14 protein-coding genes are annotated in these 16,117 nt (G+C 36.3%); 11 read left to right on the forward strand and 3 right to left on the reverse strand.

Annotation, left to right across the window (positions count from 1 at the left end; translation table 11 throughout):
- The first annotated feature begins 49 nt into the window (after positions 1–49).
- The 4 genes from J4N23_RS00225 (at position 50) to J4N23_RS00240 (ending at position 2,676) form a co-directional block, all read left to right on the forward strand.
- Positions 50–628, forward strand: coding sequence for a hypothetical protein (locus J4N23_RS00225; RefSeq protein WP_207424993.1), 579 nt, complete (start codon positions 50–52; stop codon positions 626–628).
- The gene (locus tag J4N23_RS00230; RefSeq protein ID WP_207424994.1) at positions 621–1,472 is read left to right on the forward strand and encodes a hypothetical protein; all 852 of its coding nucleotides are present in this window, start codon (positions 621–623) and stop codon (positions 1,470–1,472) included. The genes J4N23_RS00225 and J4N23_RS00230 overlap by 8 nt, the downstream gene beginning before the upstream one ends.
- The gene (locus J4N23_RS00235) at positions 1,469–1,669 is read left to right on the forward strand and encodes a hypothetical protein (RefSeq protein WP_207424995.1); all 201 of its coding nucleotides are present in this window, start codon (positions 1,469–1,471) and stop codon (positions 1,667–1,669) included. Before J4N23_RS00230 ends, J4N23_RS00235 begins: the two co-directional genes overlap by 4 nt.
- 656 nt (positions 1,670–2,325) lie before the next feature.
- Entirely contained in the window at positions 2,326–2,676 is a 351-nt protein-coding gene (locus tag J4N23_RS00240) for a helix-turn-helix domain-containing protein (RefSeq protein WP_207424996.1), read from the forward strand.
- Between the two features lie 105 nt (positions 2,677–2,781).
- Here J4N23_RS00240 and J4N23_RS00245 read toward each other — a convergent pair whose 3' ends face one another.
- The 3 genes from J4N23_RS00245 to J4N23_RS00255 are packed head-to-tail and all read right to left on the reverse strand — an operon-like array spanning position 2,782 to position 4,532.
- Entirely contained in the window at positions 2,782–3,306 is a 525-nt protein-coding gene (locus J4N23_RS00245; RefSeq protein WP_242689027.1) for a DNA-3-methyladenine glycosylase I, read from the reverse strand.
- A complete protein-coding gene (locus J4N23_RS20885; RefSeq protein WP_242689028.1) occupies positions 3,210–3,722 on the reverse strand; it encodes a hypothetical protein in 513 nt (170 codons plus the stop codon). Before J4N23_RS20885 ends, J4N23_RS00245 begins: the two co-directional genes overlap by 97 nt.
- A gap of 18 nt (positions 3,723–3,740) precedes the next feature.
- Complete coding sequence (locus J4N23_RS00255) at positions 3,741–4,532, reverse strand: SDR family oxidoreductase (protein ID WP_207424998.1); 792 nt, start codon at positions 4,530–4,532, stop codon at positions 3,741–3,743.
- Positions 4,533–4,658: 126 nt separating this feature from the next.
- Between J4N23_RS00255 and J4N23_RS00260 the strand changes: the two genes are divergently transcribed.
- From J4N23_RS00260 to J4N23_RS00290, 7 genes are all read left to right on the forward strand, one after another.
- Positions 4,659–5,018, forward strand: a complete 360-nt coding sequence (locus J4N23_RS00260) for a helix-turn-helix domain-containing protein (RefSeq protein WP_207424999.1) — start codon at positions 4,659–4,661, stop codon at positions 5,016–5,018.
- 368 nt (positions 5,019–5,386) lie between these two features.
- Positions 5,387–6,250, forward strand: a complete 864-nt coding sequence (locus tag J4N23_RS00265; RefSeq protein WP_207425000.1) for a helix-turn-helix domain-containing protein — start codon at positions 5,387–5,389, stop codon at positions 6,248–6,250.
- A 91-nt stretch (positions 6,251–6,341) separates the two neighbouring features.
- A complete protein-coding gene (locus tag J4N23_RS00270) occupies positions 6,342–7,208 on the forward strand; it encodes a nuclear transport factor 2 family protein (protein ID WP_207425001.1) in 867 nt (288 codons plus the stop codon).
- A 734-nt stretch (positions 7,209–7,942) separates the two neighbouring features.
- The gene (locus J4N23_RS00275; protein WP_207425002.1) at positions 7,943–11,221 is read left to right on the forward strand and encodes a DEAD/DEAH box helicase; all 3,279 of its coding nucleotides are present in this window, start codon (positions 7,943–7,945) and stop codon (positions 11,219–11,221) included.
- Between the two features lie 31 nt (positions 11,222–11,252).
- Positions 11,253–12,245 carry a ComEC/Rec2 family competence protein gene (locus J4N23_RS00280; RefSeq protein WP_207425003.1) on the forward strand — a complete coding sequence of 331 codons (993 nt, stop codon included), beginning with the start codon at positions 11,253–11,255 and terminating at the stop codon, positions 12,243–12,245.
- A complete protein-coding gene (locus tag J4N23_RS00285) occupies positions 12,229–14,622 on the forward strand; it encodes a reverse transcriptase domain-containing protein (protein ID WP_207425004.1) in 2,394 nt (797 codons plus the stop codon). The genes J4N23_RS00280 and J4N23_RS00285 overlap by 17 nt, the downstream gene beginning before the upstream one ends.
- Complete coding sequence (locus tag J4N23_RS00290; RefSeq protein WP_207425005.1) at positions 14,622–16,061, forward strand: DNA polymerase; 1,440 nt, start codon at positions 14,622–14,624, stop codon at positions 16,059–16,061. Before J4N23_RS00285 ends, J4N23_RS00290 begins: the two co-directional genes overlap by 1 nt.
- The last annotated feature ends 56 nt before the right edge of the window (positions 16,062–16,117 follow it).

The raw sequence follows: 16,117 nt of genomic DNA on the forward strand, positions 1-16,117 counted from the left end.
TGCATTGTTCTCCACCGATGTTCTCTCATTCCTTAGCAATTCAATTGCTGTGGATACAAACGGTACGCTGGAGTTTCTGTATGAGTGGGATGGGCAAGCTGTTGCCAGAGAAGTTTATAAACTGTCTGTTCATGCAGTTCCTCAAACTTCCGGAATATGGTTGTTTACAGCTGGTTTTACTTTCGCAATTAATGAGCTTTACATCTTTTCTTCGGCAATAGAAGCACTTAGTTTCCTGCAGTGCCATAACTACCTTATTGCTGATAATAAACCACTCGCTTTTGCCAGTACTGGCCTAACTCCAAATTCTTCTCAAATCAGTCATTTACACCGGCTTTTCCCACTAGCCAGGCTAAAGCTGATTTTTGGGAGAGACTTGCCAGGAAGGGTAGCGGACTGCAGGGTCGCTTTGTGGTGGAAGGATCAGGAAGCCTACTTTAGTTATTGCCGCAATAACGTGTATATCCAGTTTCAGCAAGCAAATTACCTAATCCCGGAAGCCCGCTTCTCCCTTAACAGTTTCGAAAAAAAAGCTGGATTACGGTTTGGCCACAGAACGCTTAAACCTCCGGACAAATACGAAAGCTACCATCAATTATTAACTAACAACAACTTATCCTATGAATGAAAATAATCTTGATTATCTAAAGAATAGCCTCAAATATCTGGGCTTTGGAGAAAAGCTTCACGATGTTTTGGAAAAAGCAATACGTCAGGAACTGCCGGCCTTTAAGCTTCAACTTGGCGTTGCTTATAATCCTCCAAATCTTCCAAGGAATGAGCTGCCGGCAAAGGATCATATGAGTTACGAACTCAATTTCTCAAAAAGCAAGGAATCTGACATGTACTTTCTTAATTCCTACCAGGCTAAGCTCTATTCCTCAGGAGTTCCGGAAAAGGATCATAATTTCAACATCTCTTCAGGTACTTGGATTACTGCAAAGGAGGCATACAATTTATTATCGGGAAGATCATTGCTAAAGGAAATGTCAGGGAGGGAACAGGATTCGGAGAAGGTTAGTGCCTGGATGAAACTTGATCTTGATGTAAAAGATGCACGCGGAAATTATCCTGCTCGTACCTTTTATCCGCAGTATGGCTATGATCTGGAGAAGGCACTAAATAAATATCCGATCATTGACTTGCAGCAGAACGTGTTGAAAGAGCAGATAATGTCCGGGCTGAAGAAAGGAAATCTTACGGCTGCGAATTTAAAGTTGGATGGTAAGACTGTGGCAGTTTATCTCAGCGCAAATCCGGAAATGAAGGGCATTGATATTTATGATAAAAAATTGATTCCTATTAAGGATTACCCTATTTGGCCTGACAGGCAGCCAAATGAGCGTGACCATTCGGGTGGTAAAAATTCAATTTCAGTTCAGCAGGAAGCAGAACAGGGAAAGCAGGCTAAACCATCAAAACAGCAACAGGAGCAAGGAGAGGTTAAGGAACGATCACGTGGCAGATCATGAAACGAATCTTTCAAAAAATAGATCAGTTGCGAGCGAGCGGAAAAGCAACGCTAAATGTAAGGCAGGATTCTCCTTATTCCAAATTTAACGGAATTACCTATTCTGTTGTAGAGATCGGTAAGGCAGAACATAAATGTCGGGTGAGTTTGAAGATCGAAGGGCAGATAATTCATTTTACTCTCTGCGATATACTTTAATTTATTTCGCTCTGTAGTCTGTTTTTCAGTCCTGTCGTTTTAGACAGGGCTGAGTCTTTTGTCAAAGCACCCATTATTCATAAAAGAGTAGTAAGCTATAGGTATTTAACGCCTAGTAAAACGCGAAATTTTGCTAATTAGAAAGACCCCAGCCAGCATTACAGGCAAAGCAAATATTGCTGCATGCCCCGTCATTACACTATTAAACAGAGCTCCTGTTAACGCAAAAGTCACGAACACTAAAAAAAGTAGACGTATCATACTTAAATGTTTTATTAAAAATACTAAAAATTATAGTAACGCAAAGTCTATTTGATTTTAATGTGAAAAAGACCGGAGATAAGTTCAGATATATACTTGTGTTTGCGAGAAATAATAGAATCTACTTGATAATCTTTAACTTATTTATGATATTGGCACTCACAAAATTGTGATAAGGTTTAGGTTAACCCGCGGTCTCATACTGCGGGTTCTTTTTTATCATCGGTAATCATACAGATTTACCACTGTTTCCGTCAAGCTAATAGTAATATTCTGAAAATTTGTAATCCGCTCCAGTATCAAAATGTTCGTACATCTTATGTGCTGAACTTTCAAATTTGATGAACTAGCGCTTTCAATAACCTAATGTGATCCGCTGTCAATTAATGAAACTCATGGAGAACCTAACATTCGAACAATTGCCTGAAGCAATTAGGGTATTGATTGAGAAAGTAAATAATATCGAAGCTCTTTTAACAGACTTGCGCCAAAAGGAAAGCGATGAAGATAAAATCTACACTGTAGCTGAAGCTGCCGCTTTTCTAAACCTTTCTATTCACACTATATATAGTAAAGTATCTCGGCAGGAAATTCCAGTTAATAAACAAGGTAAAAAACTGTACTTCTATAAATCAGAATTGATTCAGTGGATTAGAGCCGGAAAAGTAAAAACCACTGCTGAATTGGAATTGGAAGCAAATGGATTTTTAGAAAAACGAAAAGCGTTAAGATCGTCTAGATATTAGTTGTAGGTCTTTCAACATGGAAGGGCAGGGATTTTAAGTAGTTATTTTGCCCGGAAACAGCTTTAATGGTAAGAACGTTATGTCCGTTACAATTGAGTATTTCATTTACAGTCTTGCCCACATTGGGTTCTGCTTCAAAACTTTTTTGTGTATAATACAACCCTCAGAGTGTGCCCCGGGCAGATAGCCAATACTCATTAAAAACTCGTTCACAATTTCTCCACCTGTAAAGCGAAGTGTTATCCCGAACAGTTTAATCCATTCCTCTTTAGATTTCGGGTGGTGGTACTCTAGCCAATTTGCGAACGAGCCATACTCTTTTTGCAGAACAAGTATTGTCTTTGCGTTTTCTATTGCTGCATTTACTTTCAGTTTGTTGCGTATAATTCCAGCATCAGTCAAAAGCCGTTCCCTGTCCGTTTCTGTGTAAGCAGCGATTTTTTTAATGTTGAAGTTACTGTAGGCATTTCTGAACGAGTGCTCCTTTTTCAAAATCGTTTCCCAACTCAATCCTGCCTGATTGATCTCTAAAATTAACCTGCCAAACAATTCATTGTCATCGTAGATCGGGAAACCATAGTGGTTGTCGTGATAGTTTTTATGCAAAGTCCTTCTTTCTTCGGATTGCATATTTTCAATAGCGGTACAATAGGACATTCTCTATCTAATTCTGGTCGTAAGGTCTTAAAGATAAAAGAAATGGCTAAATCAGCCATTCCCATTAAGCCAGAAATTTTGAGCTTCTGTATCAAGCCTTCAATGATTTCTAAATGATAATTTAACACAATGGGGCTTCCCTCAAAACTTCCTGAAACTTTTGCTTTTAAAATGCTCTCAGTTTCTTTTTCTTCGAAGCTTATTGGTTCCATTGTCGCCCTGTATCGGTTATTGGCATTGTCAATCCAATGTTCTATCTCTTTTCGCCCTATATGCGTCTTGCCTTCATCAAAAACTACCGCACTTTCGGAAAAACAATTTGCGTAAGCAACGCTTTCAAAGTCGTTTTGTGCTTTTACTAAATCTGCTATTACTTTCGGTAAGTTCATTCTTTTATTCCTGAAATATTAAATGGTGGGTACAGTTCCACCGTCAATTATAAAATTTGTTCCTGTTAAGTAGCTGGCTCTTGGTGAAACCAGAAAGCCAACCAATTCTGCTACTTCTTCCGGTTCGGCTGGCCTGCCGTAAGGTATTCCACCCAATGCATCCATAACACTTTGCTGAGCCTCTTCTATAGTACTGTTTGCATTTCTTGCAATCTCGCCCAACCAGGCTTTTGATGCTGTTGTATTTATCCATCCCGGCGAAACAGTGAGCACGCGCACACCTTTCGGCGTAACTTCGTTCGATAAGCTTTTACTGTAATTAATTAATCCTGCTTTTGCAGTAGCATACGGCAAGGTAGAATCGTACAAAGGCAATTTGCCCTGGATGGAAGCAATGTGAATAATCACACCACTCTTGTTATCGATCATTTGCGGTAAAAAGCCTCTGTCAAGTCGAACCGGAGCCAGCAAATTTGCTTGCAGGGTTGACTCCCAATCGCCATCAGTTAAAGCAGCAAAGCCACCAGCAGGTGTTACAGAAGAACCCAAGTTATTTACAAGAATATCCAGTCTCCCATAAGAGGACAGAACTTCACTGATTACTTTTTGTGTTCCTTCTGCTGTACTTAGATCGGAAGGGATAAAGTGCAGACTGCCGGTTTCTTTTTCGGGTGCGTTTCTTGCTGTAATAATAACTGTTGCTCCGGCTTGTAAAAGTCTTTCTGCAATTGCTCTTCCAGCTCCTTTTGTACCTCCTGTTACCAATGCTATCTTGCCTGATAACTCATTGTTGAAATCAAATTGTTCCATTTTGAGAATTATTATAGGCCAAAATTGAGCTATAAAAGCAGGCTCCACAAGTAGGGCATTACGATTCATATAGGGATAAATTATTCCCCTATTGCACAGCTTGGAACATACGTTTAATTTAGCAGGATGTATGAAAGGAAGATACTTCCAAACTTAAATTGTGGGCTTGATCTGATAGGTGAAGTGCTTTACGGCAAATGGAAAATCCGCCTGTTATGGTTTATCAATGAAGGCAATAAACGCCCGAGTGAATTGCAACGCAAAATACCCGATGCCTCTCGCAGGGTTTTAAATATTCAATTGAAAGAATTGGAAGAACATGATCTGATTAAGAAAAAGATCTATCCGGTGGTACCGCCAAAAGTAGAATACAGACTCACTGAATTCGGTAAGACCTTAATTCCAGTCATTGCCGCCATGGGGCAGTGGGCCGATGAACATGAAGTTCATTTACGTGATGTGATTTTGAAGCAGAACCTAGTGTAACTCATTGAATATATCTCTCAAGAATTACCTAATAGTGCTTGAATATTCTTGTTTTCATCGAGGCACAGTTTAAAAGATAACTTCTAGATAAGAATGTGTCATTCTCATTATATCTAAAAAATTCGTTTTATTACATAATCGGTGGTAGGGAAGGCTAGCCAGAAAACGTACTTAGATAGTTCAAGAAGTTGGTCTCAAAAAGGAAAAATACTATTTTTTCTGGACCTACTTCTTGAACCCTCATTTTGATTGCTCTTTTATGAAAATAGGAAGAAATGAGCCAAGCCCAGAAAGTTATGACTTTTTGGCCCTTTAAGTATTCTTGAAAATCACAATTATTTTCAACTTTAAATAATATTAAGCAGAACATGTCAGAGGAAATAGTTAAGTATGAATTTAAACATGGCCTACCCATCGAGTTTGAAATAGTAGATATTACTGAACTATATAGAGATAAGCGGGAGATGATTATTCGACCTCACCGAACTGGTTTCTATCATATTATATGGATTCAAAAGGGAGGTACTACCCATATAATCGACTTTCAATCTGTAACCGCCCCTGCAAATACTATTCTTTTCTTAAATAAGGATATAGTGCAGATGTTTAACCCTGAACCTTTCCAGGGACAAGCAATCTTATTTACCGAGGCTTTTTTTTCAAAATCAGATACAGACATAAAGTTTTTAAAGGAGAATGTTTTATTTAATGATCTGTTCTCCATTTCAAAGTTAGAACTTGATAGTGCTGGGGTGTCTTTTGAAGTGTTATTAACCCTTATGCAGGAGGAAGCTTTGAAAGCCGAAGATGCCTATCAATCCGGAATTCTAAAAAATTTCCTTCATAGCTTTTTGCTACTGGCTGAGCGGGAAAGAAGAAAGAATGGCTTTTTGGAAGTAAAGAAAGGAGCTGACAAAGATTATATTATTCTTTTCCGGGATCTTTTGGAGGGAAATTTCAAACATCAAAAGCAAGTAAACTTCTATGCCTCAAAGCTGAGCGTAACCGAAAAGCGGCTAAATCAGGCAACTTCAAAAATTTTGGGGAAGACCGTTAAACAGGTGATTGATGAGAGAGTGATGTTGGAAGCAAAGCGATTGCTGGCTCATACAACCGATAGCATAAAGGAAGTAGGCTTTACCCTTGGCTTTGAAGAGCCTACAAACTTCATAAAATATTTTAAAAAGCACAATTCCAGTACGCCCTTTGAATTCAGGGAGAACTTCTTATAGTAACTGTCGCAAAAGTATCATTCAAACGGCTGTTTCTACCTTTTCCAGGGCTTCAAGTCTTCCAATCTTTGTAGCAGAAAAAAACAAGGATATGAAATATTTCAAGCAGACTTTATTAACAATAACAGCAGCAATAACATTCAGTTCTTGCTCATCACAGGAAAGAGAAATAATAAAAAAAGAAACAGTCATGAATAAGAAACAACAAGTAGTAGCTTTATTAAAAGCTATTGAAACCGGAGCGGCAGAGCCAGTAGGTGTAATTGATGCAGCTAAATACAAACAACACAACTTAGCAATAGCAGATGGCTTAGCGGGCTTTGGTGCTGCTCTTGCTCAACTACCTAAAGGTTCCGCAAGGGTCAATACCGTAAGGGTATTTGAAGAGGGGAATTTTGTGTTCGCCCACACAGACTATAACTTCTTTGGCCCGAAAATAGGCTTTGACATCTTCCGCTTTGAGGATGGTAAAATTGTAGAGCACTGGGACAATTTACAAGAAAAACCAGTGAACGCAAATCCGAGTGGGCGCACAATGACAGATGGGCCCCAAGAAGCATCTGAACTGGAAAAGACTGAAGCAAATAAAATATTAGTCAGAGCTTTCGTAGATGATATTCTGGTTAATGGAAAAATGGAAAAACTAGCGGGATACTTCAATGGTGATAACTACATTCAGCATAACCCACAAATTGCTGATCAATTGTCAGGCCTAGGACAGGCACTCGGAGAATGGGCTAAACAGGGAATTACGATGAAATATGATACCATTCATAAAGTATTAGGAGAAGGTAACTTTGTGCTGGTAGTAAGTGAAGGTCATTTAGCTGGTAAGCTAACTTCGTTCTACGATTTATTCAGAGTAGAAAAGGGAAAGATCGCGGAACACTGGGATGTGATAGAGCCAATCGCTCCACAAAGTGAATGGAAAAATCAGAACGGCAAATTTGGTTTTTAATTGAACATAATGAAAAACAGTAGAGCCCTTTCAGGGGCTTTACTGTTTTTACTAGCAGGGGAAATATGAAACCTTATAAAGTCTATGATCGAAGAGAATAAAATAAATGCAGTTGCTTTCTAGGACTTGATGTTTAACCAAAATAAGCACTAGCATTAACTCTTGAACTGGGTTATCATCTAATTAAATCAAATTTTTATGGCCTAATTAAACCCTACTTTCTGACTCCCTTTTCCAGAGGAAATAACGAAGGTTCATAAAGTTATCACTTTTTGAACTAATGGACTATACTCACATCCGGAAGAGCCAGATGAGAAGTATTAAAAAGCATATTGAAGAAATTCTATTTAAGATCCGAAAGGCAGAATCTGGGAAGGGATAAAAGCTTAATGGTCCATTTGATCCGTGATAGTTAGCTTGTATAACTAGGTGAATAAAATAAAAAGGGAAGCCTTAAGCTTCCTATCCGTTTCTAGTAACTGATTTTAGAACAATGCTGTGGAGATCAGATGAAGGGATATACTGAAATTTTATTTAGCTTAATTGATAATTAGTAGAGTTGACATCATGTGTAGTAAAAAAAAAATTTCCACAAGCATGAAACAGCCTATCTTTTAAGTTATATTTGAACTACCTGACCATAATTACTTACACCTCCCGTTATTTCAATTAGTTCAGGCCGATGAGTTTCACGATTGCTGCATGATTTTTCATGTGGGCTTATTAATGCTTGAATGATTAGTTTATTTCCTGAAGAAAAGTTCGTTGTTAAGTTTGAATGTTCAAAAGTTATTCCTGTGCATGGTAATAAGATCGAGTATCATGTTGGCACAGAAAAAGGCATACTGAGAAAGTATACGGCTAGTGATTATAGTGGATTTGAATTTTTTTCAGATAATGGTTCCAAGTATTTCATTTCAACAGTAAAATCAAGCATTCCTAATGGATACGATGCTGCCTTCTTTGTTGATACAACTAAATATGATAAACTAACTTACTCTGTTTTAGCTAAATGCTCAAAGAAAGCTGTATATATCAACATCCCCAAGAGTAGCGAAGTAGAGACTTCATGGGAGAACGCCTTCAAGTATAAAAAAGAGACTAGGAGTAAAGATAAATCATCGATATTACAAAAGGGGCTTAGACCCCCACAGTTAGGAGCGTTGCATGCAATTCAAGCGCATTGGAGTATTTCTTCTAAGCCTGCTGTAGTCGTTATGCCAACAGGAACAGGCAAGACTGAGACAATGTTATGTTTAACTGTTGCTGAGAAGCTTACTGGTCTACTAGTAATCGTACCAACGGCATCATTGCGCACACAAATTTTTGATAAATTTAAAACTCTTGGAATATTAAAACAACCAGATACAGAGATCATTTCCTTTGAAGCTAAGGCTCCTTTGGTAGGACATTTAAACACAAAAATTAAATCTGACGAAGATGCTGATCAAATTTTTAAGTCAAATGTTATAGTTTCAACCCCGCAGATTATTACAGGAATTCTTAAAGGACCTTCAAAGATTAAGAGCAAATTTTTACAATGGCTTAAGGTGCTTACTATGGATGAAGCGCATCATAGTCAAGCACAGGAGTGGAATAAAATCAAGCAAAATGTAGAAATTTTAGAGCTCCCTGTTCTTCTCTTTACTGCAACTCCATTTAGAAACGATAAAAAAAGGCTTCAAGGTGAAATAATTTACAATTATCCATTATCACTTGCTCAAAGGGATGGGTACTACAAGAATATAAATTTTCATCACATTTTAGATTTTAATCCTGAAACAGCTGATAAAGCAATTGCGCAGAAAGCAATTGATATTTTGATTAAGGATCGAAAAGTGTATGATCATATACTCATGGCACGTGTTGATCTTAAAGAGCGAGCTCAGATCGTGTTTGATGATATATATAGTAAGTATACAGAGTTCAATCCGATATTAATAGATAGTGATACGCCCGATAAAAAGGCGTTATTGGAAGATATTAAAAAGGGACTTCACAAGATAATTGTGTGTGTTGACATGCTTGGAGAAGGATTTGACTTGCCTCAACTTAAAATTTGTGCATTACATGATCTTCATAAGAACATAACAACGTCCTTTCAATTTTTCGGCAGGTTTACTCGTGACTCAAGCTTAAGGCTGGGTGAAGCATCGATAGTTGCAAATATTGCTGACCCAAACTTGAAGGGTACATTAAACAAGTTGTATCAGAAGGATTCAGACTGGAATACTATTATAAAAAGCTCAAACGAAGAGATAATTGAGTCGATAGTTAAGGAAGAGAATTTTTTTAAAAACTTCTCTCAAGCGGAAATTCCTAATAAAATCCCGTTAAGAAATATAATGCCGGCAATGAGTACGGTTGTATTTCAACTTCATGACTCTAAAATCGAATGGAACCCCAACAAGTACAAAAAGTTGTTTGATAAAGATAAGTATGAAGCAGTCTCAGTAGAACATGAAGAAGAAAAGCTGTTAATAATCATCGTTAAACAGATTGAATCTGTAAAATGGGGAAAAATTGATGATTTATTAAATTGTGCGTACCATTTGTACATCGTATACCTAAACGAAGAACAGAAGTTGTTGTATATCAACAGTTCTAATAATGGAAGTATTCATCGAGAATTAGGCGAACTAGTTGTTGGTGAGAATATATCGTTATTTAATGAGTCTAAAATTTACCGATGTCTGGGAAATATTTTTCAAATAGAACTTTTTAATCTTGGGCTGAAATCGGTACTTGATGGTCCGATTAGTTTTACAATGTACGCCGGAAATGGTATTGTAAATGGATTGGATGAATTAGATAATAAAACTAAATCAAGTTCCAATCTTTTTGGGGTTGGATATGAGGATGGCGAGAAAATAAGTATTGGTTGTTCATCAAAAGGGCGTGTTTGGACTAAGCTTGTAAAAAGTATACCTGATTTTTGCACGTGGTGTGATTTGCTTGGATTAAAGCTTCTCGATGAATCTATAAATACAGATGATATATTCAGCTTCATTCAAAAGCCAGAAGTAATTACAACCTTGCCTATTGACCTTGTCCCTGTCTCAATATCTTGGAATGAGGAACTTTATGCGTATCCGAACTTAGCACTCTACCGAAATATACCAATTGTAGACTATGGTATTTCTCTTGTATCATTTGATGCAAGTATTTTAAACTTCTCAATTCAAATTGATGAGTTAAGAATTGAGTACAGATTGCATTTGATTGATGAAGGCAGAGGCTTTAAATATGAGCTTAAATCTACTATCCCACTATATATAACTCAAGGAGGCGATTTGAAATTATTGGAGGAGGTGTTTTATGAATATCCGCCAATCATTCGATTCCATGATAACTCAAAAATGCACAATAATATACTGCTCAGATTTAAGGGTGATTACGATATTTTTGACGTCAATAATATTATTCCTTACGATTGGAAAGGTGTTAATATTCAGCAAGAGTCTCAGAAGGAAGAAAAACGTCTAAATTCCATTCAATATTTTATTTTATTGCAGTTGAAATCAGATGAAGATTGTAAGATTGTATTTGATGATGACAGCGCTAACGAGGCAAGTGATATAGTTGCAATAAAGTATTGGGCTGATGCTGACTATAAAATTGATGTCAGTTTATATCATTGCAAATTTTCAAGCAAACCGCAAAGTGGAGCAAGGTTAAAAGATATTTATGAAGTAAATGGACAGGCTCAAAGAAGCTTTCATTGGCGACATCAGAGTATCGAGCTTCTTAATCACATGATCCGTCGAGAAAATTTGAGAATTAATCAGGGCAGAAATTCTAGGTTCGAGAAGGGTACGAAAGATGACATTAAACTCTTATTAAGTATGTTATCTACCGGTTATTGCAGGATCAACTTTAATATTTATGTAGTACAACCTGGATTAAGTAGAGAACTATTGATTAATGAACCCGAGCATCTAAAACTTTTGGGAGCGACCGATTTACTGTTAAAGAAGACGGGAAACAATTTTTACATCATTACTGATAAATAGCTCGATCGACAGTAATCAATCAAGTAAAATCATGAAGATAAAATTTTTAAAAGCAGGGACTGGAGACTCCATATTAATTCAGCATAATAACAAAAATATATTAATTGATGGTGGTAATGAACCCAAATTTTTACTATCGCAAGTTTCTCAGATTCGGCAACTTGAAGAAAAGTTAGACTTGCTTATTATTACGCATCATGATGATGATCATATAAGAGGAATTCTTGAACTCTTAAATCTTATTATAGATGAAGATTATGGCAAAGACTTTATCAAAGAAGTCGTTTTTAATTCTCCAAGAAAGATCATGGGAAAAATAAGTAGGGACGATTCAAATAATTTATCCTATAAACAAGCTTTCGAGGTAGAAAATCTTCTAACACGAATAGGTCGTAATTGGAAGACTTCTATTGAGTTTGGTATATGTAGAGAATTTGAGGATCTCAAGCTTACTTTTTTTGGACCTACCACGGAAATCTTAGAGAAATATTCAACTCAGAAAGGTGCATATCTAACTGGAGATTATCGTTGTGATTGGAATTCGCCAATGGCGACTTTGGAAGAGTTTATAGACGATGCAAGCTTGGATACGTCTCTCCCAAATAAAACAAGTGTCGTTGTTCTGATCGAACATGAAAATTCGCGGGTTTTGTTAACTGCAGACTCTACACCTGATCGATTGGAAGACGTTGTAAATACTTTAATTGATCCTAATACTGGAAAAGCTTTTTTTTCTGCTGTAAAATTACCTCATCATGGAAGTTACAGAAGTTTATCAAAAGGAATTCTTGAGAAAATCGATTGTAACAAGTTTATCATAAGCACCAACAGTCAGAAACATTTTCTTCCAAATAAAAGAGCCATTCTGAAGATATTAAAATTCTTGAGAAAAGATACCAAGCCTGTGGAATTACTTTTCAATTATGAGGAGGCTCTAAATGCGTTAAAAATTTCAGATTTAGAGAAAAAGAAATATAAAATCGAATTAATAAAAAACAACGAACCTTATGGAGTCGCTCTCTGAAAAACTGAAAAGTTGCGGCATAAAAATTAAAACTAACATTAGTGGTGTCAACGGTTACGGCTCCGGCGTATTGTATTCTACTCCTAACCGTATTTCTTACAATTATGTTCTTACCGCAAAACATTTATTTCAGGAAGATTCAAATACACCCTATGACAGTCATAAGGTAGGGAAAATCGAACTTGAATACCTGCATGATCATAAATTTCACAGGTTAGATCTTATTAAAAAGTCAGAGGTAAAGGATAGGCTAATTGTGTTTGAGGAAGATTTTGCGGTAATAAAAGTAAGCAAAAACCACAAGTTGTCTTTTAGACAAATTTTTGTGGCGGACGAGCTACAGGTTGAAGATGAAAAATTCTTTTTTTGGGCTGTTTTTTCTGCTAACGAAGGTGAGTTAAGCAAATTTAACTTGGAGAGAAATGATATAACAGCAAAACGTTTCTCTTTACATGCTAATCTTAAAGCAAGTGCCCTACCAGGAATGTCGGGCGCCGGTGTTTTCCTAAATACTAAAAGCGTGCTTTATGGGATAATTTCTAGGTATCCCAATGAAGATTTTCAAAATGAAACCATTGATTGTACCAGAATCAAATTTGCAGATATTAATTTGCAATTAAAATCCTTAGGACTAGTTGAATTAAGTACAGAAAATTCTAGTTTTAAAAGGGAGGTTGGTAGCAATGTTGTAGATATAAATCAAGCTATAATAAATGATGCGTGTTTGAATTTAGAGCTAGCTAGGAGGCGGCTTTCAACGGATATATCAGATGACTGGTTTTACGACCCATTAAAATATATTGATTTACTTAATCAAGATTATCTTTTTGCTCAATTGGAGCCATACTTATCCGGTGTAACGTACGAAGCTTCAGTAGCTGAAAGATTTTACGTACCGAAAAAGCAATTTACATTAAGGCAAAGTTTAAATGTACCATTTATTGATAGAATAATGTATATGGCAGCGGTTGGGGTAATTGCAGAAAAGCTTGATTCAGCTATGATTAACTCAGTCTATTCAGCCCGATATAACAGATTTTCCAAAAACAACTTGATCCTAAATGGAGTAGAGCAATGGAAGAAATTGCAATATCAGTTAGAAGAGACAGTACTACAAAGAAATGTAGATGGAAAATATGATTTTAACTGCGTTATTGAAGTTGATCTGTTGAATTTTTATGACAATATAAGCAAGAAGCTTCTTCATGAAAAAGTTTTACGAGTATGCGAGACTCAAAACGAAAAGAATGCAGCTCTCCTTCTAACCAAAATGTTAAGAAGGTTCAGTAATCAAGATGTCGGACTTCCTCAAAATAGTGATGCATCGTCATTGCTGGCCTCATTTTATCTTAATCAAGTAGATGTATTTATGCAAAGCCATGGCATAGTGTACTACAGATTCATGGACGACATCAGAATTTTTTGCAAAAATAAATTTGAAGCCAGGCGAATACTACAAACTTTCGAATTTGAGTTGAGAAGATGCTATCTGTCTGTTAATTCACAAAAAACAAAAATTATAACGCTTATCGAGGAAAATGAAAAAGGTTGCTCTTCTGACGAGAAATTTAGAAAAGACTTTTTTGTAGAATTTAACTTCGATTTGGCCAAGATTAGCAGATATAGACAATCAGAGAATCAACAGTACCTTAATGAAGCTTTTCATGGAAGTATTAAATTGATAAAGGATAATATAAAGGTTAAAGTAGAGCGTTTCGATGATGCTCAAAAAAGATTAAACTTTGCATTTAATACATTTCGCTTTTTGGCGATAAAAAAGTTCTCTCTTGAAAACGCTGCTTCCGATTTTCTTCCAACCATTTTGAAGGCGACCAAAGCCTTGATTAATAGACCCTGGACCACTACAGAAGTTTGCAAAGTCTTAAATTATATCTCTTCTGATGTTATTGAAACACATTTTATTGATTCTCTAAAAAGAATCGTATTGAAAGTAAGATATAACACTTATGCCTTTCAAACTTATCAAATATGGTTACTCCTTGCTAAACATAAATGTAACCATGCAGATCTCAAAGCCCATGCTATAAGACAGATTGAAAGGAATGACGACACCAATCGCTCCGTAATCGGCGCAATGATTATCTATTTATGTTCGGTAAATCCGGCCTATAGAAGAGTAGTTCTAAGAAAACTGGGCGAAGGTTTCACTCATGGGTATTTTCAAAATAGGATTGCGCTTATTGCTTTGAGACACTTTACTTCAGATCTTTTACCATTTGACAAAATAGAAAGTACCTTAAATAAAGCTCATGCTTTTAGCCATAGGTGGAAAGAAAAGGATCTTGTTTTTGTACAGGGGGCAGAGGAATCGGAAGAGACGGAAGAAAGTGAGGCTGAACAATTATATTCTCTATAATGAAAAGATTTGCGATAATTCTACTTAATAACCAATGGCATGGATTAAATATCGACGACCATTCTGAATCAATTTTGCATCTTCCAGTTTCTCAAGATGTTACCTTAGTTTCGTCCCAAACTGCAGATGTCATTAGATCTATAAAATCGATGCAAGGCATCAAAACTCTGCCTGATATAATTGATCTTGAATCATTTGATAAGCAAATGTCTCAAGAAGGAAAAGAGTTTCGAGCCGATAAAAAATGGAAACTTCTCTCGTTTCTAAAGCACTATAGGGTTGTTGGTCAGGATTTTAAATTAAGCTCTGCTACAATTAAAGAATGCTTGGAAGCTATTGCAAAAGTGTTTCTTCAATTGTACGAAAAGGATACGGAAGAAAAAAATAGGTTCGAGGAGATTGAGAAAAAAATAAATAAAGTTATATACAGAAGGCAGCTTGAAGGGATAAAAATTAACGCACATATAATTTTAGAATTATGCAAGAGTTTAGAGAGGGAAATCTATAGGGCAAAAAACAACTTGCAATTAAAGTATAATATCTATAATCCAGATAGTATTGATCAACAACGGCATTATATAGAAAAATGTGGTTATAATCTCATAAAATCTACAACGTTTACTTTTAAGGCAAGAAGAGGAGATGATGAAGTTTGTAAAATGTTTTACGAAATTTTTCGAAATCAGCAAGATCTTGATAGTTTGCTAATGATGCTATCGCATTGGGGAGGAGAGAATAGAACGAACCCAACTTATCATGGCTTCGGTACAATTACATCTCGGATAACATTAAGAGAACCTGGTCTTCAAAATCTTAGAAAGGCCAATCGGGTGGTTATTGAAGCAGATGAAGGCTATAATTTACTTTATATTGATTATTGTCAATTTGAAGCTGGTATTCTTGCATCAATAAGCAAGGACAATAATTTGATAAACCTTTATAAAAAAGACATTTATAGGGATCTTGCAAGGGAGGTAATTGGTGACGAGACTAAACGAGGAGACGCCAAAATCATTTTCTACAGATATATCTATGGTGACAATTCATTAAGTGAACATGCGAAGGCTTATTTTCACAGATTCAAGAAGCTTGAAGTTTTTCGAGATAAGGTATATAATTCGATTCACAGCAGCAGTCGAATCGGAACAACCAAAGGAAACTACAGATATCGAAAGAACGATGAATATACTTGGGCATTAAGTCACTTAATCCAAGGTACAGCATCATTGATTTATAAGCAGGCTGTATTACGTGTTGCGGAAGATGTTCAGGGCGCTGATTTATTAATTCCCATGCATGATGGCACCCTTTACCAAGTAGCTACTGGTTCCTATATCAATGTTAAGGAACAGATTGAACAGATTTACAAGGATGAATTTAAGAAGATTTGCCCAGAAATAGATGTTTTAGTAAAGTGTGATGAACGTTTTCATGTATAGCAAATCTTAAATGCTTCTCCCGTACTTCTTTTAATGTACGACCATTTGATCGTTTT

It is taken from the genome of Pedobacter sp. SYSU D00535 (genome assembly GCF_017355855.1).
Taxonomy (GTDB): domain Bacteria; phylum Bacteroidota; class Bacteroidia; order Sphingobacteriales; family Sphingobacteriaceae; genus Desertivirga.